This window comes from Roseobacter weihaiensis (genome assembly GCF_020622345.1).
Lineage (GTDB): Bacteria > Pseudomonadota > Alphaproteobacteria > Rhodobacterales > Rhodobacteraceae > Roseobacter > Roseobacter weihaiensis.
This window is the reverse complement of record NZ_JACNMO010000021.1, coordinates 44,439-66,572: the sequence shown is the minus strand read 5'-3', so window position 1 is coordinate 66,572 and position 22,134 is coordinate 44,439. Positions and strand designations below refer to the sequence as shown.

At 62.3% G+C, this 22,134-nt stretch carries 19 protein-coding genes and 1 riboswitch; of the genes, 7 read left to right on the top strand and 12 right to left on the bottom strand.

The window, feature by feature from the left end; all coding sequences use genetic code 11:
- Positions 1–148 precede the first annotated feature (148 nt).
- The 4 genes from H7847_RS19325 to H7847_RS19310 all read right to left on the bottom strand — a co-directional run bounded on the left by H7847_RS19325 (position 149) and on the right by H7847_RS19310 (position 4,408).
- Complete coding sequence (locus tag H7847_RS19325) at positions 149–928, bottom strand: ABC transporter ATP-binding protein (protein ID WP_227271122.1); 780 nt, start codon at positions 926–928, stop codon at positions 149–151.
- The gene (locus H7847_RS19320; RefSeq protein WP_227271121.1) at positions 925–1,419 is read right to left on the bottom strand and encodes a DUF4760 domain-containing protein; all 495 of its coding nucleotides are present in this window, start codon (positions 1,417–1,419) and stop codon (positions 925–927) included. Before H7847_RS19320 ends, H7847_RS19325 begins: the two co-directional genes overlap by 4 nt.
- Positions 1,420–1,425: 6 nt before the next feature.
- The gene (hydA, locus tag H7847_RS19315) at positions 1,426–2,886 is read right to left on the bottom strand and encodes a dihydropyrimidinase (protein ID WP_227271120.1); all 1,461 of its coding nucleotides are present in this window, start codon (positions 2,884–2,886) and stop codon (positions 1,426–1,428) included.
- Between the two features lie 271 nt (positions 2,887–3,157).
- The gene (locus tag H7847_RS19310) at positions 3,158–4,408 is read right to left on the bottom strand and encodes a Zn-dependent hydrolase (protein WP_227271119.1); all 1,251 of its coding nucleotides are present in this window, start codon (positions 4,406–4,408) and stop codon (positions 3,158–3,160) included.
- A 177-nt stretch (positions 4,409–4,585) separates the two neighbouring features.
- Here H7847_RS19310 and H7847_RS19305 point away from each other — a divergent pair, with 177 nt between their 5' ends.
- Both H7847_RS19305 and H7847_RS19300 read left to right on the top strand, forming a co-directional pair.
- Positions 4,586–5,203, top strand: coding sequence for a TetR family transcriptional regulator C-terminal domain-containing protein (locus H7847_RS19305; RefSeq protein WP_227271118.1), 618 nt, complete (start codon positions 4,586–4,588; stop codon positions 5,201–5,203).
- A 115-nt stretch (positions 5,204–5,318) separates the two neighbouring features.
- The gene (locus H7847_RS19300; RefSeq protein WP_227271117.1) at positions 5,319–5,789 is read left to right on the top strand and encodes a hypothetical protein; all 471 of its coding nucleotides are present in this window, start codon (positions 5,319–5,321) and stop codon (positions 5,787–5,789) included.
- Between the two features lies 1 nt (position 5,790).
- On the opposite strand, the gene preA is transcribed toward H7847_RS19300, so the two are convergent.
- Both preA and H7847_RS19290 read right to left on the bottom strand, forming a co-directional pair.
- On the bottom strand, positions 5,791–7,092 hold the full coding sequence (gene preA, locus H7847_RS19295) for an NAD-dependent dihydropyrimidine dehydrogenase subunit PreA (protein WP_227271116.1): 1,302 nt from the start codon (positions 7,090–7,092) through the stop codon (positions 5,791–5,793).
- Between the two features lie 26 nt (positions 7,093–7,118).
- Positions 7,119–8,450 carry an NAD(P)-dependent oxidoreductase gene (locus H7847_RS19290; protein ID WP_227271115.1) on the bottom strand — a complete coding sequence of 444 codons (1,332 nt, stop codon included), beginning with the start codon at positions 8,448–8,450 and terminating at the stop codon, positions 7,119–7,121.
- Positions 8,451–8,812: 362 nt separating this feature from the next.
- On the opposite strand from H7847_RS19290, the gene H7847_RS19285 reads away from it, so the two are divergent.
- Positions 8,813–9,019 (top strand): cold-shock protein, encoded by a 207-nt coding sequence (locus H7847_RS19285; protein ID WP_227271114.1) that lies wholly within the window; start codon positions 8,813–8,815, stop codon positions 9,017–9,019.
- Between the two features lie 71 nt (positions 9,020–9,090).
- Here H7847_RS19285 and H7847_RS19280 read toward each other — a convergent pair whose 3' ends face one another.
- Positions 9,091–9,726: an arylesterase gene (locus tag H7847_RS19280; RefSeq protein ID WP_227271113.1), complete on the bottom strand. Its 636-nt coding sequence runs from the start codon at positions 9,724–9,726 to the stop codon at positions 9,091–9,093.
- Between the two features lie 51 nt (positions 9,727–9,777).
- On the opposite strand from H7847_RS19280, the gene H7847_RS19275 reads away from it, so the two are divergent.
- Both H7847_RS19275 and H7847_RS19270 read left to right on the top strand, forming a co-directional pair.
- The gene (locus H7847_RS19275; RefSeq protein WP_227271112.1) at positions 9,778–10,467 is read left to right on the top strand and encodes an ABC transporter ATP-binding protein; all 690 of its coding nucleotides are present in this window, start codon (positions 9,778–9,780) and stop codon (positions 10,465–10,467) included.
- On the top strand, positions 10,464–12,980 hold the full coding sequence (locus tag H7847_RS19270) for an ABC transporter permease (RefSeq protein WP_227271111.1): 2,517 nt from the start codon (positions 10,464–10,466) through the stop codon (positions 12,978–12,980). The genes H7847_RS19275 and H7847_RS19270 overlap by 4 nt, the downstream gene beginning before the upstream one ends.
- A gap of 3 nt (positions 12,981–12,983) precedes the next feature.
- On the opposite strand, the gene gcvP is transcribed toward H7847_RS19270, so the two are convergent.
- The 3 genes from gcvP to gcvT all read right to left on the bottom strand — a co-directional run bounded on the left by gcvP (position 12,984) and on the right by gcvT (position 17,399).
- Entirely contained in the window at positions 12,984–15,833 is a 2,850-nt protein-coding gene (gene gcvP, locus H7847_RS19265) for an aminomethyl-transferring glycine dehydrogenase (RefSeq protein WP_227271110.1), read from the bottom strand.
- Between the two features lie 66 nt (positions 15,834–15,899).
- The gene (gene gcvH / locus H7847_RS19260; protein WP_227271109.1) at positions 15,900–16,259 is read right to left on the bottom strand and encodes a glycine cleavage system protein GcvH; all 360 of its coding nucleotides are present in this window, start codon (positions 16,257–16,259) and stop codon (positions 15,900–15,902) included.
- A 15-nt stretch (positions 16,260–16,274) separates the two neighbouring features.
- Positions 16,275–17,399: a glycine cleavage system aminomethyltransferase GcvT gene (gene gcvT, locus H7847_RS19255; protein ID WP_227271108.1), complete on the bottom strand. Its 1,125-nt coding sequence runs from the start codon at positions 17,397–17,399 to the stop codon at positions 16,275–16,277.
- 150 nt (positions 17,400–17,549) lie between these two features.
- Positions 17,550–17,636, bottom strand: a riboswitch (glycine riboswitch).
- 97 nt (positions 17,637–17,733) lie between these two features.
- Here gcvT and H7847_RS19250 point away from each other — a divergent pair.
- Positions 17,734–18,324, top strand: a complete 591-nt coding sequence (locus H7847_RS19250; protein ID WP_227271107.1) for a gamma-glutamylcyclotransferase family protein — start codon at positions 17,734–17,736, stop codon at positions 18,322–18,324.
- On the opposite strand, the gene H7847_RS19245 is transcribed toward H7847_RS19250, so the two are convergent.
- Together H7847_RS19245 and gltX are read right to left on the bottom strand one after the other, a co-directional pair.
- Positions 18,271–19,668, bottom strand: coding sequence for an MATE family efflux transporter (locus H7847_RS19245; RefSeq protein WP_227271106.1), 1,398 nt, complete (start codon positions 19,666–19,668; stop codon positions 18,271–18,273). The two genes, H7847_RS19250 and H7847_RS19245, sit on opposite strands and share 54 nt — an antisense overlap.
- Before the next feature lie 30 nt (positions 19,669–19,698).
- Complete coding sequence (gene gltX, locus H7847_RS19240; protein WP_227271105.1) at positions 19,699–21,024, bottom strand: glutamate--tRNA ligase; 1,326 nt, start codon at positions 21,022–21,024, stop codon at positions 19,699–19,701.
- A 174-nt stretch (positions 21,025–21,198) separates the two neighbouring features.
- Here gltX and H7847_RS19235 point away from each other — a divergent pair, with 174 nt between their 5' ends.
- Positions 21,199–22,128 carry an MBL fold metallo-hydrolase gene (locus H7847_RS19235; protein ID WP_227271104.1) on the top strand — a complete coding sequence of 310 codons (930 nt, stop codon included), beginning with the start codon at positions 21,199–21,201 and terminating at the stop codon, positions 22,126–22,128.
- The last annotated feature ends 6 nt before the right edge of the window (positions 22,129–22,134 follow it).

Genomic DNA, 22,134 nt, shown 5'->3' with positions numbered 1-22,134 from the left:
GCTCAATGCGGCAAGGCACACGAGAGCCACCAATAAACCCACCACGCCCAACACCAAGAAGACGATCTGCGCGACCCATATGCGACCCTCCGTATTCACCCTTCGGCAAATACTCGTCGCGGAGGGCCACTCGCCAATGGACCGCCCCTCAGTCATCCAGATGCCCCGCGCGCAGCCCTTCACGCACCCGGTGCGCCACCTCCAGAAACTCCGGCGTGTCGCGAATATCCAGGGGCCGATCCGGCGGCAGCGGACTGTCGATCACATCCGTGATCCGCCCGGGCCGTGGGCTCATCACCACGATCTTGGTGCTCAGGTACACCGCCTCGGGGATTGAATGCGTCACGAAAGCGATTGTTTTCTCGGTCCGTTTCCACAACTCCAAAAGCTGTTCGTTCAGATGATCCCGTACGATTTCGTCCAGCGCGCCAAAGGGTTCATCCATCAGCAGGATATCCGCATCAAAGGCCAGGGCGCGGGCGATGCTTGCACGCTGCTGCATGCCGCCTGAAAGTTGCCAAGGGTACTTCTTCTCGAAGCCTGACAGTTCCACCAGCTCCAGCACCCGCGCTACGCGCGCAGCCTGATCCTCCTTCGAATACCCCATGATCTCCAGCGGCAACCGAATGTTGCCCCCGATCGTGCGCCACGGGTAAAGCCCCGCCGCCTGAAAGACATAGCCGTAAGCCCGCGCCTTGCGGGCTTCTTCCGGGCGTACACCGTTGATGGTAATCTGCCCGCCGGTGGGATGCTCCAGATCCGCCATGCAGCGCAGGAACGTCGTCTTGCCGCAGCCCGACGGCCCGATAAAGCTGACGAAATCCCCTTTTGCCACGTCCAGACTGACATCTTTCAGCGCATGCACCGGCCCATCGTTGGTCTGAAACGTCAGATCGAGACGGTTCGCAGAAATCACCGAAGCGTTCATGCGGCGTTCCTCCACCGCGTCACCACCCGTTCGGCGTCGATGTAGAGCCGCTCGCTCTGCGTTGCGGCACGCTCCTCTTTGACAAAAGGCACCAGCCGGTCCCAGTCGCGCAGCAGGGGCGTGCGCCAGTATTCTTTCCAGACGTTTTCGTCGATTGTATCCAGTTTCACGGCAAGGCCCAGCATTTCATAGGTATTCAGAACGTTGCGAAAGTTATCTTTGTCCGACCGATCCTGCGGCAGGGTGTTACCCGCATTCAAGGCTTCCAGCATCTCGTCGCGGGCCTCGCGAAACCCGTCATCCCAGAGCGCCTCGAACACGAATGTAAAGGATTCGCGCCGCAACCTCCGGGCGTCATTGTCAAAAGTATCCGCCTGCAATTTCATCTGCCGCCAGACAAAAAGAGCCGTCACGCAAACCGCCAGAGAGGCCAGGATGGTCGTCACCGACGCCGCAAGCGACAGGTAGTCCAGAGAAGTGGTTGCCTGCATGCGTCGTCAGATACCTGCTGGAATATTCATCGGATCGCGTTTGATGAGTTTCGGCGCGGTCAGTTCTTTCCACTTTGACAAGGCCACCGAAGCGCTCGGGAAGGCGGGCCGCGGGATGAACCGCCCACGCCCCGGATTGGGCTGCGAGTTTTGCCCCCAGGCCCAGATCACCTCGCCCCGGTTCAGGGTATAGCGACTCTGGGCTTTGACCTCGAAGCCCTCGAAGACGTTGTAATCCAAAACCGAATGGTGGTTGCTGGGCGAGATGGTCTTGCTGATCTTGGGGTCCCAGACCACGATGTCGGCGTCCGCCCCTTCCACCAGCGCGCCTTTGCGCGGATAGATGTTGAGGATCTTGGCCACATTGGTCGAGGTGCAGGCGACGAATTCGTTTGGTGTCAGCCGCCCGGTCTCCACCCCTTCGGTCCAGAGCACGGCAAGGCGTTCCTCGAGCCCGTTCGACCCGTTTGGAATGATGCGGAAATCATCGCGGCCTGCGCGTTTCTGCTCGGTGTTAAACGCCGCGTGGTCCGTCGCCACCACCTGCAAGGACCCCGCCTGCAACCCGGCCCAGAGGCTGTCCTGATGGTCCTTCGAACGAAACGGTGGCGACATCACCCGGCGCGCCGCATGATCCCAATCGGTGTTGAAATACTCGGCTTCGTCCAGCGTCAGGAACTGGATCAGCGGCTCGCCGTAGACCCGCATCCCCTTTTGCCGCGCCCGCCGGATCGCCTCATGCGCCTGCTCGCAGGACACATGCACGATGTAAAGCGGCACCCCCGCCGCATCAGCGATGGTGATCGCCCGGTTGGCCGCCTCGCCTTCCACCTCGGGCGGGCGCGAATAGGCGTGCCCTTCCGGGCCCGTGATCCCCTGGTTGAAGTATTTCTCCTGCAAGGCCGCCACCAGATCGCCGTTCTCCGCATGCACCATGGGCAGCGCGCCCAGCTCCGCACAGCGCTGGAAGGAGGCGAACATCTCGTCGTCCTCCACCATCAAAGCGCCCTTGTAGGCCATGAAGTGTTTGAAGGAATTCACCCCCATCTCCACGGCATCTTTCATCTCATTGAAAACAGTCTCGTTCCAGCCGGTGATGGCCATGTGATAGCCCACATCGGAACAAATCTGCGGCGCGGACTTGCGGTGCCATTCATTGATGGCGTTCTTGATCGACCCGTCTGCACCCGGCAGGCAGAAATCGACGACCATCGTGGTGCCCCCCGCTGCCGCCGCCCAGGTGCCGGACTCAAAAGTTTCCGCCGCCGTGGTGCCCATGAACGGCATCTCCAGATGCGTATGCGGATCAATCCCGCCGGGGATCACATAGGCGCCTTCGGCATCGATGTAGTCGTCGCCCGAAAGGTCCTCGCCGATCTGTTTGATGGTCTCGCCTTCGATCAGAATGTCCGCTTTCCACGTCCGATCTGCCGTGCAGACCTGTCCGCCCTTGATGACTTTGCTCATCCGTCAAACTCCCTGTCAGATCGCGGAGCTTCGGACAGCTCTCGCTCAAGTGAAGCGCGATACTTGACGCAACCGCGCATGAATTGAGGCCAAGCAGGAACCTCTTGACCATCAGTCGGAGTGTCGGGCAGCAGGGCCCACATGTCCGGCCAGTGCCAGCACAGGTCATGACCGCTTGCATCGCGATGCGCGCGAATAGCCTGACGCAATTGTCGCGCCGTACTCAGCAGTTCCGCGTGATCCATCCGGTCAAGGTCTTGGTCCTGATCCGTCACCCCATAATCTCCGCCGTCTCCACCACCGCGTGCAGCAGCACATCGGTGCCCGCCATGGCCCAGTCCTTGGTGATCTCTTCGGCCTCGTTGTGGCTCAGCCCATCGACGCAGGGACACATTACCATGGCCGTGGGGGCCACCCGGTTGATCCAGCAGGCGTCATGTCCCGCGCCTGAAATCAGGTTCATATGAGAATAGCCCAACCGCTCCGCCGCGTTGCGGATTGCCGTGACGCAACCCTCGTCAAAGGCCACCGGGTCGAAACCGCCGACTTTCTCAAAGGCGATCTCCAGCCCCATCTCATCGGCTATCTTTTGACCTTCGACGCGCAATCGCGCTTCCATATCCTTGATGACGCTGAGATCAGGGGAGCGCAGATCCACGGTAAACACGACCTTGCCGGGGATCACATTGCGCGAGTTCGGGTAGACATCGATGTGCCCTGCCGCCCCCACCGCATGCGGTTTGCGGCTCCAGGCGATCTCGTCCACCTTTTCCAGCACCCGTGCCATCCCGAGGCCCGCGTTGCGGCGCATGGGCATCGGCGTCGATCCGGTGTGACTGTCCTTGCCGGTGATGGTGACCTGCGTCCAGCTCAGACCCTGACCGTGGGTGACCACCCCGATATCGCGGCCCTCCGCCTCCAGAATCGGGCCTTGTTCGATGTGCAGCTCAAAGAAGGCGTGCATCTTGCGGGCGCCCACCTCTTCGTCCCCGCGCCAGCCGATGCGCTGCAACTCGTCGCCAAAGGCCTTGCCCTGCGCATCTTCGCGGGCGTAGGCCCAATCCTGCGTGTGAATGCCCGCAAAAACGCCGGACGACAGCATCGCCGGGGCATAGCGCGTGCCTTCCTCGTTGGTAAAGTTGGTCACGACAATCGGGTGCCTTGTCTTGATATTCAGATCATTCAGGGTACGGATGATCTCCAGCCCGCCCAACACGCCCAGCACCCCGTCGTATTTGCCGCCCGTCGGCTGCGTATCGAGGTGGCTGCCCACATAAACCGGCAGCGCGTCCGGGTCGGTGCCCTCGCGACGGGCAAACATGTTGCCCATCTGGTCAAGCCCCATGCTGCAGCCCGCCGCCTCGCACCAGGTCTGAAACAGCGCGCGCGCCTCACCATCCTCATCGGTCAGGGTCTGGCGGTTGTTGCCACCGGCCACGCCGGGGCCGATCTTGGCCATTTCCATCAGGCTGTCCCACAGACGATCCGGATTGATCTTGAGGTTCTGTCCGGGCGCGGGCATGGCTGGATCCTTTCTGGCAATGCATTTCTTGACCAATGGTAAATTTTACCATTTGGTAAAGCCACGATTGCGGCTCGGCTGCGCCAAGTCAAGGCTTGCGTGTCTCGCCGGGGAAGGGGCTTTTGCACAATTCCGCGCCGTCGCTCAAAATAACAGCACCCGATTGGAGACGTGTATTTGACCCAGGCCCAACTCAAAAAATCCAGCCGCATTCAACAGCGCAACAGGAGCCTTATCCTGGATGCAGCACTTGAGGTTTTTTCACAACATGGCTACCGCGGGACCACCCTAGACCAGATCGCCGAACGCGCCGGCCTCAGCAAGCCAAACATTCTTTACTATTTTGAAGGTAAAGAAGAAATTCACGTCACGCTGTTGAACCAACTGATGGAGACATGGCTTGATCCTTTGGTAACACTTGATCCGGAGGGAGACCCGCTGTCGGAAATCCTCAACTACGTTCAGCGCAAACTCGATATGGCCCATGAACTACCGCGTCAGAGCCGGCTTTTTGCTGGCGAGATCCTTCAGGGCGCACCACGGATGGGCCCTCATCTCGAAGCAGGGTTGAAACCGCTTTTCGACGAAAAATGCGCGCTCATACAGATCTGGATGGATGCAGGGCACCTGCGACCTGTAGATCCGAGACATCTGATCTTCTCAATCTGGGCCACCACACAGCACTACGCGGATTTTGCCTCGCAGGTTGATGTTCTGCTGCAAGGCGAGCCGCAGCCGCAGCAGGGAGCCGAGGACTACCTCGTCACGCTCTTCACCCGCTTGCTGAAACCTTAAGCGATTGTTAACCAAAAGGTAATTTATACGCTCCTGTTAAGATTTCGTTCATATTCACAGAGCTTTAATGTTTGCGGGTGATGGCCCTGAAAAAGCTGATGGATAGGAACTGAAAATGACAGCGATCTCTTTGATAAACCCCTACGCGCCGCAACCGGCCGCAGGACTTTCAACCGATGCGGGCTTTGCCGCCGCTCAAACCACGGTGCCCGTGAATGTATCGACCTCCAGCAACATGGCGGGCAATGCCTCGGACCAGTCGGGGCAAGGGGCAGGGAACGGCACCGGCACCGGTGGGGCGCAGCTTGCCGCCTTGCTCAAACGCGGGCGCGATGACATGCCTCAGCAACCGACCCCGAAATCCGTGATCGAAGCGCAATCAGGCAGCCACCCGGCCACCGATTTCCTCGCCCGTCAGGCGCAGCAGCAGATTGAAGCCAAAGCCGCCGAAGAAGCCCGCGCCGCGGAGCGCGCCGCCGCCCGTGCGGCCGAAGCCAAGGCCGACGCGGACAAGGCGGCACAGCCGGAGTATGTGATGCCAAACCCCCTGCCCACGGCGCCGATCCTGCAGCGCGAAGACAGCTAGGTTACTCTGCTGCTTTCGCCGCCGGGTTGTTGGGATGGGTCGTCCAGTTGGCGTAGTCCGGCTCGACCACTTTTCCGGTGCGCGGGTCGACCAGCCCCGGTGCCATCGCCTCCATCGTGATGCAATCCTCGACCGGACAGACGTTGACGCAGAGATTACAGGCCACGCATTCCGCGTCGATGACCTCAAAGACACGATCCTCGGACATGGAGATCGCCTGATGCGAGGTATCTTCGCAGGCGGCAAAGCACCGGCCACATGAAATGCACAGATCCTGATTGATCTTGGCCTTGGCCACATAGTTGAGGTTGAGATGCTGCCAGTCCGTCACGTTGGGCACCGCGCGCCGCACCAGGTTGTCCACCGAGGTCATGCCCTTTTCGTCCATATATTCGCTCAGGCCCGAGATCATCTCCTGCACGATCTTGAAACCATAGGTCATGGCCGCGGTGCAGACCTGCACGTTGCGCGCCCCCAGCGCCATGAATTCCGCCGCATCGCGCCACGTGGTGATCCCGCCAATACCGGAAATGGGCAGATGCGCCATCTCTGGGGTGCGCGCAATCTCCGCCACCATGTTCAGCGCGATGGGCTTGACCGCCGGGCCGCAATAGCCCCCATGCGCGCCCTTGCCGTCGATCGTGGGTTCCGGCGCAAAAAGGTCGAGATCAACAGAGGTGATGGAGTTGATCGTGTTGATGAGGCTGACCGCATCGGCCCCGCCGCGCATGGCGGCTTCTGCAGGCTTCTTGATGTCGGTGATATTCGGCGTCAGCTTCACGATCACCGGCATCCGGGTATTGGCCTTGACCCAGCGGGTGACCATTTCGATGTATTGCGGCACCTGGCCGACCGCCGAGCCCATGCCCCGCTCTGACATCCCGTGCGGGCAGCCAAAGTTCAGCTCCACCCCATCCGCACCCGTGTCTTCGACCTTGGGCAGGATGAACTTCCACGGCTCTTCTTCACAAGGCACCATCAGAGAGACAACCATGGCCCGATCCGGGTAATCGCGTTTGACCACCTTGATCTCATCGAGATTGGTCTGTAGCGGGCGGTCGGTAATCAGCTCGATGTTGTTGAGCCCGAGCAAGCGCCGATCCGCCCCCCAGATCGCGCCATACCGCGGGCCATTCACGTTGACCACATGCGGATCAAGTCCGAGGGTCTTCCAGACCACGCCACCCCAGCCCGCCTCAAAGGCGCGGCGGACATTGTATTCCTTATCCGTCGGCGGTGCCGAGGCCAGCCAGAACGGGTTTGGGCTCTTGATGCCTACGAAATCACTTTTCAAATCAGCCATTGTCGTCTCTCCGTGTTAGGTGGGCTTCAGCCTGCCTTGCCTGTGAGGTGCGCGTGAATATCCAGGGCCGCGTCCCGGCCTTCGGCCACAGCCGTCACTGTCAGATCATCGCCGCCGCTGGCGCAGTCGCCTCCTGCCCAGACCCCTTCGAGCGCGGTGCGCCCTGCGGCATCAACCTTGATCTTGCCATTCTCCAAGGCGGGCATGCCATCGCCTGCAAAGGTCTGACCGATGGCCTTGAACACCTGATCTGCGGCCAGTCGCAGGGTCTGGCCCGTCGGTTGCATCGCGGCATCAACATAAGCGAACTCAATCTCCCGAACAGCGCCGTTGCCAAGGACTGCCGTAGGAACCGCATGGGTCACGATCCGAACGCCTTTGGCCGCCGCCAGATCCTGCTCAAAGACGCTGGCATTCATCCGGTCGCGCCCCCGCCGGTAGACCAGCGTAACGTTGAGCGCGCCAAGCAGTTTCGCCTGCACCGCCGCATCCACCGCTGTCATGCCGCCGCCGATGACGACAACATCCCGCCCCACCGGCACGGACGCCACGTCACTGGCCTGCCGCAGGTCGGCAATAAAATTGACCGCGTCGAGAACGCCTTCTTTCCCGTCGCCCGCGACTCCCAGAGCGTTCACGCCACCAAGGCCCATGCCCAGAAATACCGCATCAAACCCGTCCCGCAACGCATCAAGCGACAGATCCGGCCCCAGCGCCTTGCCGTAGTGGATCTCAATGCCCCCGATTTTAAGCAGCCAGTCCACTTCCGCCTGGGCAAAGCCGTCCGTGGTCTTGTAGGTCGCGATCCCGTATTCGTTGAGCCCCCCGGCCTTGGGACGCGCGTCATAGACCACCACATCATGCCCCAGCATGGCCAGGCGATGCGCACAGGAAAGACCGGCAGGCCCCGCACCCACCACGGCGACTTTCTGACCCGTAGAAGGCGCGCGGCTGAACGGGTGGATATCCTGCTGCTGCAAATGATCCGTCGCATAACGCTGCAGCTGCCCGATCAGCACCGGCTTGCCTTCGGCCAACTCGCGCACGCAGGCTTGCTCACACAACTCTTCGGTCGGGCAGACCCGAGCGCACATGCCGCCCATGATATTCTGGGTCAGGATCGTCTTGGCCGCCGCATCCGGCGTTCCAGTTGCGATCTGGCGGATAAAGAGCGGGATGTCGATCTCGGTCGGACACGCCGTGATACAGGGCGCATCATGACAGAAATAGCACCGGTCTGCGGCCACCAGCGCCTCGTGCGCATCGAGGGGGGGATGCAAATCTGAAAACTGTTCCTGATAGGTTTCCGGCTCCAATCGGCCAGGTACTACTCCGGGGGTAAAGCTGTCATTTGGCATGTGGCATCCCTGTTTTCGCGTGGATTAGCCGAAACGCTCTCACGAAATAATTTTTTTATCAACTGGTAAAAATTCTTTTCGAACCTTGCAAAAGCCTGCTGCTGAAAAATGCATCATCCTATGGAATAGGCAGCGCGCGCACCCGGTAAGCGGGAATTTGCCAAAAGATGCAGCTGGTTGCCTTTTACAATAAATTCACTTGAAATCTGCTCGAAGGATGCGAATTTCGATTACGCTACGCGACCATCTATCGACCCATGCTCTTTCGGCCCGCCTGAAACCCGCACAGTCTGATGAACTGGTTTTGGCTAAGCCACGCTGCCGCATCCTGCGGGCAGACCTACAAGAAGGAGACACGGAAAATGGCCACTGGCACCGTGAAATGGTTCAACACAACAAAAGGCTACGGCTTTATCGCACCCGACGGCGGCGGCAAGGATATCTTTGTCCATATCTCTGCTGTTGAACGCGCCGGTCTGACCGGTTTGGCAGACAATCAGAAGGTGACTTTTGATATCGAAGCAGGCCGGGACGGTCGTGAAAGCGCAGGCAACCTCGCGCTCGCCTGACACGCGCATCTAAAACACCAGAGCGGGCGTTTGCGCGCCCGTGTCGACGTTTCCTGAGCCTGACCAGCCGGTTAAGGCGAGACCTGCTCCACCAGCTTCAGCACGGCGGGGCCCAAAGCATCTACAATGCGCGCGACACCTTCGGCATTGGGGTGGATACCATCCGGTTGCATATACGCCCGGACCGAGGCCGGGTCCCCGCCCTCGACCGAGAGGCCATCGAAAAAGCTCTCCGCATGCAGAACGCCGTATTCCGCCGCCAGCTCAGGATAAATCGCGTCAAAGCGCGCCTTGTAATCAGGGCCAAAGTTCCCGGGGGCCTGCATGCCGACGAGGAGCACATCGACCTCCGCGGTCTGCGCAGCCTGCAGGATTCCGGCAAGGTTTGCGCGGCTCATCTCGGGATCCAGACCGCGCAGCAGGTCGTTGCCACCAAGTGTGACAATCATCGCATCAACCTCCGGGGTCAGGGTCCAGCCCACCCGCGATAACCCGCCCGCCGTGGTATCGCCGGAGACACCCGCGTTGATGATCTCCACCTCCGCCCCGTTGGCGGTCAGCCAGGTCTGAAGCTGAGGCACAAATCCCTGCTCCTGCGTCAGGCCGTAACCTTGCGTCAGGCTGTCGCCCAAAGCCGCAATCACCACATCCTCCGCCGCAACCACACCCGGCAATCCCATGACAAAGAAAATCATTATCTTGCGCATCTTGATCCAAGCTCCATATGCCAAGAGGAACACAGCAACCCTTGGTACCTCATGTCCGACCCAGTCCTGACCTTGAAAGATGCGGCTTTATCGCTGGATGGCAATGCCGGACGGGTGGATATCCTGCACGGGATCAGCATGGAGGTTCACAAAGGCGAGAGCCTCGGCCTCATCGGCCCCTCGGGCTCCGGCAAGTCGTCCTTGCTGATGCTGATGGGCGGGCTGGAACGGGCAACCGGCGGGACAGTGACCGCATTGGGGCACGATCTGGGCACAATGAACGAGGACGCACTGGCGCGGTTTCGCCGGGCGCATATGGGCGTGGTCTTTCAGTCGTTTCACCTGATCCCCACGATGACAGCGCTGGAAAACGTCGCCACCCCGCTTGAGCTTGCGGACGACCGGGACGCCTATGACAAGGCCGCCGCCGAGCTGGCCAACGTCGGGCTGGCCGCCCGCGCCGATCATTACCCCGCGCAGATGTCGGGGGGTGAACAGCAGCGGGTGGCGCTGGCCCGCGCCGCAGCACCGCGACCGGATATCCTGCTCGCAGATGAACCCACAGGCAATCTTGACGGGGCCAATGGGGCCGCGATCATCGACCTGCTGTTTGGCCTGCGCGACCGGCATGGGGCCACGCTGGTGCTGGTGACCCACAGCACCACGCTGGCCAGTCGCTGTGACCGGGTGATCCGGCTGACAGACGGACGCATCGCCCCCTTCGAGAAGGCCGCCGAATGAGCCTTGCTGTCGCGGCCCGGTTTGCGGCGCGCGAATTGCGCGGCGGCTTGCGGGGCTTTCGCATCTTTCTGGCCTGTCTGGCCCTCGGGGTCGCGGCCATCGCGGCCATCGGCACGGTGCGTGCCAGCATCGAAGCGGGGCTGGCGCGCGAAGGATCGGCGCTCCTCGGCGGAGATGCGGAATTGGATTTTACCTACCGCTTTGCCACGCCGCAAGAACGGGACTGGATGGAGACCCAGGCGCTCGCTGTCTCGGAGATCGCCGATTTCAGGTCCATGGCCGTGGTCGGAGACACCCGCGCGCTCACCCAGATCAAGGCGGTGGACGACGCCTACCCGCTGATCGGCACGGTGGCACTGCAGCCTGACATCTCGCTGGCCGAGGCCCTCACCCCCGAGGGGCCCCTGCCCGGCGCGGTCATGGAACGGGTCCTGATGGACCGTATGGGTCTGGCGGTGGGCGAGATCTTCTCGCTTGGCACGCAAGAGTTCCGCCTGACCGCCGTGTTGGAGCGTGAGCCGGACAGTGCGGCGGGCGGGTTTGCCCTTGGCCCGCGCACGATCGTGCGCACCGCCGATCTGGAAAACGCCTCCCTGCTGGCCCCCGGCACGCTCTTTTCCACCAAATACCGCCTCGATCTGCCGCCGGACACCGACCTTGATCGCATGCAGCGGGAGGCTGCCCGCGCCTTTCAGGACACCGGAGTGCGCTGGACCGACGCCCGCAACGGCGCGCCCGGCATCGCCGAATTCGTAGACCGCCTCGGCGCGTTTCTGGTTCTGGTTGGCCTCTCGGGATTGGCTGTCGGGGGCGTTGGCGTGTCCTCAGCCGTCCGGGCCTATCTCTCGGACAAGACCAGCGTCATTGCCACGCTGCGCACATTGGGTGCAGAGCGGGCGACGATCTTCCAGACGTATTTCCTGCAAATCGGCGCGTTGTCCGTGCTCGGCGTCATTCTCGGGGTGGCCTTGGGCGCTTTGATCCCGCTGGGACTGGCCCCGATCCTCTCCGCCCGGCTGCCTGTTCCGGCTGAATTCGCGCTCTACCCCGGCCCGCTTTTCGAGGCGGCGCTCTACGGCGGGCTCACGGCCTTCATCTTTACGCTCTGGCCCCTGGCGCGGGCGGAAGATGTGCGCGCCGCCACGCTGTTTCGCGATGCGCTGAGCACAGGAAAAACACTACCTGCGCGCCGCTACATCATCGCAACGCTGTTGGCGCTCGGCGCCCTGCTGGCGACTGCCGGGTGGTTTTCGGGCACCTGGCGGCTGACCTTCATGACCGCAGGCGGGATCGCCGGCGCCCTGATCCTGCTGGCGGGGGCGGCCTTTGTCATCCGCAGCCTGTCGCGGCGCGGCAAGTCCCTTGCACGCGGATGGCCGCGTCTGCGGTGGGCCCTGACGGCCATCTCTGGGCCGCGCGAAGGGGCAGCTTCGGTGGTGTTGTCGCTGGGGCTCGGGCTGTCGGTCCTTGCCGCCGTGGGCCAGATCGACGGCAACCTGCGCGCCGCCATCACCGGGAACCTGCCCGAGGTGGCCCCCAGCTATTTCTTTGTAGATATTCAGAAGGACCAGATGCCCGGATACACAGACCGGCTGGAGAATGATCCTGCCGTGCGCCGTGTGCAATCTGCGCCCATGCTGCGCGGGGTGATCACCCGCATCAATGATCGGCCCGCGGCAGAAATCGCCGGAAATCACTGGGTCTTGCAGGGGGATCGCGGCGTGACCTATTCCGCCGAGATGCCGGAAAACACCCGCCTGACCGAAGGCACCTGGTGGGAGGCCGATTATGACGGCCCGCCCCTCATCAGCTTTGCCGCCGAAGAGGCCGCGGAGATGGGGCTGGAGATTGGGGATACGATGACGATCAACATCCTCGGGCGCGATATCACCGGCACGCTGGCAAGCTTTCGGGAGGTCGATTTTTCGACGGCGGGCATTGGGTTTATCCTGTCGATGAACCCGGGCGCACTGGCGGGCGCACCGCACAGCTTTATCTCGACCGTTTATGCCGAGGAAGCGGCCGAGGCGGAAATCCTGCGTGATCTGGCAAGCGCATATCCCAATATCACGGCCATCCGGGTCCGCGACGCCATCGACCGGGTCGCAGAGGCGGTCAGCGGGCTGGCGGCAGCCACGTCATACGGGGCAGCAGCAACCCTGCTTACGGGTTTTCTGGTGCTGATCGGGGCTGCCGCCGCGGGGACACGCGCGCGGGTCTATGAGGCCGCCGTGCTCAAAACGCTCGGCGCGTCGCGCAAGAACATCCTGCTGAGCTTTGCCCTGCGCTCCGCACTGCTTGGGCTCTGTGCGGGGCTTGTGGCGCTGGCGACCGGCATCGCAGGCGGCTGGGGGGTCAGCACGTATATCCTCGACACCGACTTCAAGGTGATCTGGCCCTCGGCCCTGGGCATCATCGCAGGCGGCATTCTGGCCAGCACGCTGGCGGGCCTTGCCTTTGCCTGGGCCCCGATCAATGCCCAGCCCGCCCAGGTTCTGCGGACCCAGGAATAGGCCTTACTCCGCCGCTTCGGCATAGTCCTCCATCGGCGGGCAGGTGCAGATCAGGTGGCGGTCCCCGTAGACATTGTCGACCCGGTTGACCGGCGGCCAGTATTTATCGACCCGGAAGGCCCCCGGCGGGAAACACCCCTGCTCGCGCGAATAGGGCCGCTCCCAGGTGCTGACCAGATCCTCGACCGTGTGCGGCGCGTTTTTCAGCGGGTTGTTGGCGCGGTCCATGCGACCGGCCTCGATCTCGGCAATCTCGGCGCGGATGGCCAGCATCGCATCACAGAACCGGTCGAGCTCGGCCTTGTTCTCGCTCTCGGTCGGTTCGACCATCAGGGTGCCCGCCACGGGCCAGCTCATGGTGGGGGCATGGAAACCGCAGTCGATCAACCGCTTGGCGACATCCTCGACCGTGACACCGGCGGAGGCTTCAAACGGGCGGACATCGAGCACACATTCATGCGCGACGCGGCCCGTCGGCCCGCGGTAGAGCACGCCGAAGGCCCCGGCCAGACGGGTGGCAATATAGTTGGCGTTCAGGATCGCCACACGCGTCGCCTGTGTCAGCCCCTCGCCGCCCATCATCAGGCAGTAGGCCCAGCTGATCGGCAACAGCGACGGCGAGCCAAAGGGGGCCGCCGAGACAGCACCTGCCCCGCCGTCTGTTGCCTCGTGCCCCGGCAGGAAGGGCACCAGATGCGATTTGACGCCAATCGGCCCCATGCCCGGCCCGCCGCCGCCATGGGGAATGCAAAACGTCTTGTGCAGGTTCAGGTGGCTGACATCCCCGCCCAGATCACCGGGGCGGCTGAGCCCCACCATCGCGTTCATATTGGCCCCGTCGATATAGACCTGCCCACCGTGCTGATGAGTGATCCGGGTGACCTCAGTCACCGTCTCCTCGAAGACCCCATGAGTTGAGGGATAGGTGATCATGCACCCTGCAAGGTCTTCTGAATACTGCGCGGCCTTGGCCTCGAAATCCGCCAGATCAATGTCGCCGTTTGCCGCCGATTTGATCGGCACGACCTTCCAGCCCACCATCTGGGCCGACGCCGGGTTGGTACCATGCGCGCTCATTGGAATGAGGCAGATGTTGCGGTGCCCCTGCCCGCGGCTCCGGTGATAGCCCGCGATGGTCAGCAATCCGGCATATTCGCCCTGCGCGCCGGAATTGGGCTGCATGGAAATCGCGTCATAGCCGGTGATCTGGCACAGCTTGGCGCTGAGATCGTCGATCATCTCGCGGTAGCCTTCGGCCTGATCCGCTGGCGCAAAGGGGTGGAGCAGGGAAAACTCGCGCCAGCTCACCGGCATCATTTCCGCAGCTGAATTGAGCTTCATCGTGCAGGAGCCCAGCGGGATCATTGCCCGGTCCAGCGCCAGATCCCGGTCCGCCAGACGCCGCATATAGCGCATCATCTCCGTTTCGGCCCGGTTCATGTGAAAGATCGGGTGTGTGAGATATGCAGATCTGCGCAGCATCTTTTCGGGAAAGCGGTAATCCGGCTTGAAGTCCTTATCCTCGCGCGTGATCCCGAAAGCCCGCCAGACCGCCTCCAGCGTCGCGGGCTTACAGCGTTCATCCAGTGTGATGCCCACGCGGGCTTCGCCCACCGCGCGCAGGTTAATGCCCTCATCCACCGCGGATTTCAATACCGCCGCCTGCAGCGGCCCCACATCGACCGTGATCGTGTCAAAACAGGCTTTGGGGTCAACCTTGAAGCCTGCTTCCTCCAGCCCCTTGGCCAGGCGCACGGTCTTGCGGTGGATGCGCTGCGCGATGGCCCGCAGCCCCTCGGGCCCGTGAAAGACCGCATACATCGACGCCATCACCGCTAGCAACGCCTGCGCCGTACAGACGTTCGAGGTCGCCTTTTCGCGGCGGATATGCTGCTCGCGGGTTTGTAGCGACAGCCGATAGGCCCGGTGGCCCTGGCTGTCGACCGAAACACCGACGATCCGACCGGGCATCGCGCGTTTGTAGGCATCCCGGCAGGCCATATAGGCCGCATGCGGCCCGCCGTAACCTTCCGGCACGCCAAACCGCTGCGTCGAACCCACGGCGATATCAGCCCCCATGGCGCCGGGCTCTTTCAAGAGCGTCAGCGACAGCGGGTCCGCCGAGACGATCCCGATGGCCTGATGCGCATGCAGTGCCGCGATGTGATCGGTAAAATCATGCACGTGACCGTAGGTGCCCGGATACTGAAAAATCGCCCCGAAAACCGCGGCGGCATCAAGTTTGGCAGGATTACCGACGATCACCTCGATCCCCAACGGGGCCGCACGGGTCTTTATCACGGCGATGTTCTGCGGGTGGCAGTCGCGATCCACGAAAAACGCGCGCGCTTTCGACTTGGAGACCCGCCGCGCCATCGTCATCGCCTCGGCACAGGCGGTGGCCTCATCCAGCAGCGAGGCATTCGCCACCTCCAGCCCGGTCAGGTCCGACACCATGGTCTGGAAGTTCAGGAGCGCCTCAAGACGGCCCTGCGAAATCTCGGGCTGATAGGGGGTATAGGCCGTGTACCACGCGGGATTCTCAAGGATATTCCGCTGGATCGCAGGCGGCGTCACCGTGCCGTGATAGCCCTGCCCGATCAGCGAGGTGAGCACTCGGTTCTTGGAGGCGACCCGGCGCAGAAACTCCAGCACCTCACGTTCGGATTTTGCCTTGCCGAAGGTCAGCGGGTCCGTCTGCCGGATCGCTGCGGGCAGCGTGTCGTCGATCAGCGCCTCAAGGCTTGCCGCGCCCACAACCTCCAGCATCTCCGACATCTCGGCGGGGGACGGCCCGATATGGCGGCGGTTGGCGAAATCATACGGCAGGTATTCGGTTGGTGTGTAACCCATCTTTGTCTTCCTTGTGCTCGCCCTGTCACGAGGGCCTCAAAAACCCGGTACGGCTGCGCAATGGCGTCAGGCAATGAACTTCTGGTAGGTGGCCTCGTCCATGTAATCTTCCATTTGTGACGGATCGCTTGCCGTCATCTTGAAAAACCAGGCCTCGCCCTGCGGGTCGTCATTCACCGCTGCCGGGTTGTCGGTCAGCGCGGTGTTGACCTCGGTAATTTCGCCGTCCAGGGGGGCAAGGATATCACTTGCGGCCTTGACACTTTCGATGACAACAACCTCGTCGTCCTTGCTGACGGTGACCCCTTCGTCGGGCAGTTCGATAAAGACCACATCGCCCAACTGCTCGGCGGCATGGGTGGTGATGCCCACAACGATCTCGTCACCATCGACGCGCAACCACTCATGTTCTTCGGTAAATTTCATTCTCGATCTCCTGTTTTATCTTTTGAACCGCGCAGGAACAAAGGGCAGGTCCACCACCCTTACGGCCAACCTTTTGCCGCGCACCTCGCCCCAGAGCGCGGTACCGGACCCTGCGAGAGGCGCTGCCACATAGCCCATCGAAATTGGCCCCTGCACCGACGGGCCAAAACCACCCGAGGTCACGGTACCGATGGGCGCACTTGCCGCTTCCGCATCAAAAAGGGAGACGCCTTCGCGCATGGGCGCGCGCTCTTCGGGCTGCAAGCCGACGCGCACACGTTCCGGGCCCTGCTCGATTTCCGCAAACACCGCCTCTGCGCCGGGAAACCCGCCGGCACGCACGCCGCCGGGGCGGCGGGTCTTCTGGATCGCCCAGCCCAAGCCCGCAGCCAGCGGGCTGGTCGTTTCGTCGATGTCATGACCATAAAGGCACAGGCCCGCCTCAAGCCGCAGGGAGTCGCGAGCCCCCAGGCCAATCGGAGCCACATCCGCATCCCCGATCAGCCGACGGGCCAGCGCTTCGGCCTCCTCGGCCGGAACGGAAATCTCGAACCCATCCTCGCCGGTGTACCCCGAGCGCGAAGCCCAGACCGCATGCCCGCTTAGATCAAGATCAGCCACATCCATAAACCGCATCTGACCCGCGCGCGGATCGAGCGTCGCGACAACATTGCCCGCAACAGGCCCTTGCAACGCAATCAGCGCACGGTCTTTCAACTCGGTCACGGTGATCTCATCCGGCAAGGCGGTCTGCATCCGGGCCAGGTCATCCGCTTTCCGGGCAGCGTTCACGACCAAGAAAAGATCATCTCCTCGGCGCGCAAACATCAAATCATCCTCGATGCCGCCCGCGCCGTTGGTAAAAAAGCCGTAGCGCTGCCGCCCCTCTGCCAGTCCGAGCACATCGCAGGGCACCAAAGCCTCGAACGCCAGCGCGACGGCCTCCCAGGACGGACCAGAGAGCCTGACCTGTCCCATGTGCGACACATCGAACAATCCTGCCGAGGTGCGGGTGTGCAGATGTTCCTTGAGCACCCCCATCGGGTATTGCACCGGCATGCTGTAGCCTGCGAAAGGCACCATCTTGGCCCCCATCGCCTCATGCATTGCAAAAAGCGGTGTCGTTGCGAAATCGCTCATCCGGTCTCCAACCTCTGGCCGCTGCAGCTTTTGGGCAAAACATCGACATCCTGTGCATAGCTTGCCAGCCACGCGTGAATGCCCCCTCTGTCTTTTCGCCTGAGATCGTTATCCCTTCGGCGGGTGCGTGGCACCTCTCTCCAGAGTCCTTACTGCCTCACGGTCCGTTTGCCTGAGAGTTTCCGGGGCGGTTGCTCCTTCGGCACCGGCATTTGCCAGTTCTCCCGTGAGAGAGTTGCCTCACGGTATGCCGCAGCCCGTCGCGTGGTCAAGTCCCCTTGTGGCTCTTTGCGCCACATGATTGACTGCAGAGGATGCGGCAGATGAGTCCCTGATGAAAGATCCTTATTTCTTTGGCTACGGCAGCCTTGTGAACACCAAGAGCCATGATTACCCGGACCCGCGGCCCGCAACGCTGAACGGGTGGCGCAGGGCCTGGGTGGCCACCCGGCGCTACGGCGTGGTGTTGCTGTCTGGTGTGCCCGCGCCCGGCCACAGCATTCAGGGGTTGATTGCGGCTGTGCCCGGCGCGGATTGGGCCGCCCTTGATGCACGCGAAGGCGGCTATGCGCGCCTGCCTGCGTCAGAGCACGTAAACCACGCCCTGCCCCGCACAGCAGACATCGCTGTTTATGCCGTGGAGCCGGAACATGTCCGGGAAAACGACAGCCATATGATCCTGCTCAGCTATCTGGATGTTGTCGTGCAGGGATTTGATGAGGTGTACGGCGAAGACGGCGTGCAGCACTTCTTTGACACGACCGACAACTGGCACACAACAATCCTCGATGATCGCGCGGATCCGGTCTACCCGCGTCACCAGAAGCTGACACGCCGCCAGACCGAGCTTGTGAACGAGAACCTCGACCGCCTATCGGCGCAGGTACAGCAACGACATGAGGCGACCCTGCCGCCCAAATTCTGACGGGGCGGTGGGCATGTCCTGTCCGGCGCGCGCAATCACCCGGCGCGCCAGCACCCAGGCCAGACCGCCAAAGAGCACCCCCGCCAGCGCTTGACCCACCAGCACGCCCTGTGCCCCGAAAAGCCCCGCTCCCAGCAGCACCAGCGGGACCATCCCGACCGTGTTGCGACCCCAGTTGAGGAAGGTCGAATAAAACGGGTGGCCCAGGTTGTTGAAGGTCGCATTGGCAACAAACAGGACCCCATTGAAAAAGAACAAAAGCGACAGCGGTCCACAAAAGAGGTAGACCATTTCACGGGTGATGCCGGTAGCGCTGAAAAGATCAGCAATCGGGGACCGCAGGGCAAACAGAGCGGCAGAGACAATGACGATCACGAGCCCGGTAAAGAGCACCGCGGATTGCAGCCCCGCGCGCACCCGGTCAAAGTTGCGCGCGCCGAAATTCTGGCCAAGGATCGGTCCAACCGCGCCCGAAAGCGCAAAGATCACACCAAAGGCCAGCGGGCTGAGGCGCCCGACGATGGCCATCCCGGCAACGGCTGCCTCGCCGAATTCCGCCATGGCACGGGTGACGATGGCCTGGCCGACGGGGGTGGCCAATTGGGTCAGGATCGCCGGAAACGCGATGGCTGCGATGGGCGGCAGATCACGGATCATCCCGCCCAAACGCGGCCGCCCGATCCCGCCGTAGTGTTTGACAATCGGCATCAGCGCGGTCACCGCAATTACAATCCGAGCCGCCACGGAGGCCAGCGCCGCACCGGTCAGTTCCAGGTTGAGGCCAAAGATCAGGATCGGATCCAGCACCGCATTGACAAGCCCCGCCCAGATGGTGGCCATCATCGCGCGGCGCGCATCCCCATGCGCACGCAGGATGGCGCCGCCCATCATCCCGACCATCAGAAACGGCAGGCTCGGCACGACGATCTGCAAATACTGCACCGCCAGTGTTGCCGTCCGCCCCGTGGCTCCCAAAAGCGCCACAACGGGCTCCAGATTCATCCAGACCAGCGCCGAAAAGACAATGCCGAACACCACGCCATAAGTCAGCGCATGAGTGTGCCGCTCCTGCGCCAGCTGCGCGTCGCCTTCCCCCAGCGCCCGCGCCACCAGTGCGCCTGCGGCAATCGCCATGCCAATGCCAAAGGAGGTCGTGAAAAACAGCACCGTGGCGGCATATCCCACGGCGGCGGCCAGCTCGGCTTTGCCCAGCATGGCGATAAAGATCATATCGACAAAATCGACGGCAAAGATCGCCATCAATCCCACAGAGGAGGTCAGCGACATCACGGTGATGTGACGAAAGAGATTGCCGGTCAGGAATTTCGCCTGCGGCTCAGCCATGGACCTTGCCTATGGCACGCAGCAGTCTGGTCACCGACCTGCCTTGACCACTTGCAAAAGCGGCATCAGCGCGGACATATCCGGCCCATGCGCCTGACCGGTCAGTGCCTTGCGCAGCGGCATGAAGAGCCCGCGACCCTTGCGCCCGGTCTGCGCCTTGACCTCTGCGGTCCAGGTGCTCCAGGTTTCTGCGTCAAACGGGGGCTCCGGCAAAAGCGCCAGCGCTTCGGCGACAAAATCCGCGTCTTCGGCATCGATCTGCGGCTCTGCGCCGTTCTGCATCAGCGTCCACCAGCCGCCCAAATCCTTGAGAGTTCTGATATTCTCGCGCGTGACCGCCCAGAACTCCTCGGCTTTGTCGTCGGGCACGCCGGCGGCCGAGACCTCCTCCGCGACAGCCTCCAGCGGCAGACCGGACAGATACCGTGCAGTCAGCGGATAGAGGTCCTCCGCGTCGAACTTCGTCGGTGCCGATCCGAAATGGCTGATGTCAAAACCGTCGATCAGGGCAGCCATATCGGTCTGCAACTCCACCGGATCGCTTGAGCCGAGTCGCGCCATCAGGCTCAGCAAAGCCGCCGGCTGCACGCCTTGCGCGCGCAGATCGCGCAGTGCCAGCGTGCCGAGCCGTTTGGACAGCGCCTCGCCCTGCGGGCCGGTCAGCAGGGAATGATGCGCAAAAACAGGCAGGGTGCCGCCCAAAGCCTCGATCATCTGGATTTGCGTCGCCGTGTTGGTGACGTGATCCGAGCCCCGCACCACATGGGTCACACCCATTTCGGTATCATCCACAACGGAGGCCAGCGTGTAGAGCACCTGACCATCGCCGCGAATGAGCACCGGATCGGAAACGGAGGCGGCATCAATGGAGATATCGCCCAGAATGCCGTCGTCCCATTCGATCCGCGCATGGTTCAGCTTGAACCGCCAGACGCCGTTGCCCCGCTCGGCGCGCAGGCGCTCTTTCTCCGCCTCCGACAGGGCCAGCGCCGCCCGGTCATAAACCGGCGGCTTGCCCATGTTGAGCTGTTTCTTGCGCTTGAGGTCCAACTCGGTCGGGGTCTCGAAAGCTTCATAGAAGCGGCCCATATCGCGCAATTTCTGTGCGGCCGCCTCATAGAGGTCGAGCCGCGCGGACTGGCGGTCCACCCGGTCCCAGTGCAGCCCCAGCCATTCCAGATCGCGCTTGATCCCGTCAACGTATTCCTCTTTGGAACGCTCCGGGTCGGTGTCATCGATCCGCAGGATGAAGCTGCCCCCTGCCTTGCGGGCAATCAGATAGTTCATCAGCGCAGTGCGCAGGTTTCCGATGTGGATATAGCCTGTTGGCGACGGGGCAAAGCGGGTGGTGGTCATCTGGTGTCTCCTGTTGGCGCGGTGTTGTCACAGGGGGGCAGATTTGTCCAGCAATCCTCTCGCTGGAACGCTCTTCACGCCGCGGTGAACTTCCCGCGAGGCGGGCAAAGTTCTGATGGCTTAAATCTTGCCGCACGCTATGTTTCTGGCATTGAGTCAAAAAGGAGACCTGCCATGTCCTCATCGCCCAAGATTTCACGTCGCACCGCCCTCGCCGGGGCTGCGGCGCTGCCGCTGGCCGCCGCAACCGCGGGTGCCACACGTGCTGCCGCCCCCATGATGGGTGTTCAGGTGGCTCCTTTCCAACGGCTGAAAATCGGTTCTTTTGAGGCGACGACCTTGCTTGCGGGCTCTGTCCCGCGCAAAGACCCGCACAGCATTTTCGGGCTGAACGTGGACGCCGACACCTTCAAAAGCGTTTCGGCGGCCGCAAACCTGCCGACCGATGCGGCGCAGTTCTTCTTTACGCCCACCGTCGTGAACACAGGCGCGGAACTGGTGCTGTTCGATACCGGTCTGTCCGGCGAAGGCACCACCGCTGCCCTTGAAGCGGCAGGGTATACGGCGGATCAGGTCGACGTCGTGGTCATCACACACATGCATGGCGATCACATCGGCGGGATGACGATGGAGGATGGTACCCCGACATACCCCAACGCCCGCTACGTGACGGGCCGGGTGGAATACGATGCCTGGGCGCAACAGGACAACGATAACTTCAAGGCCAAGGTCGAACCCTTTGCAGACCAGATGACCTTTATCGAAGATGGTGGGTCGGTGGCCTCGGGACTGACAGCCATGGGCGCCTTTGGCCACACGCCGGGTCACATGAATTACATGGTCGAGTCCGATGACACGCAGCTCTACCTCGGGGCGGATTTCGCCAACCACTACGTCTGGTCGCTGGGCCATCCCGACTGGGAGGTCAGTTTCGACATGGACAAACCCGCCGCCGCCGCCACGCGCCGCCGCATCCTCGATATGCTGGCCGCCGACAAGGTCGCCTTTGTGGGCTATCACATGCCCTGGCCGGGTGTGGGCTATGTGGAGACGCGCGACAGCGGGTTCGTTTACGTCCCGCACAGCTACCAGCTGATGCTGTAACCTGAC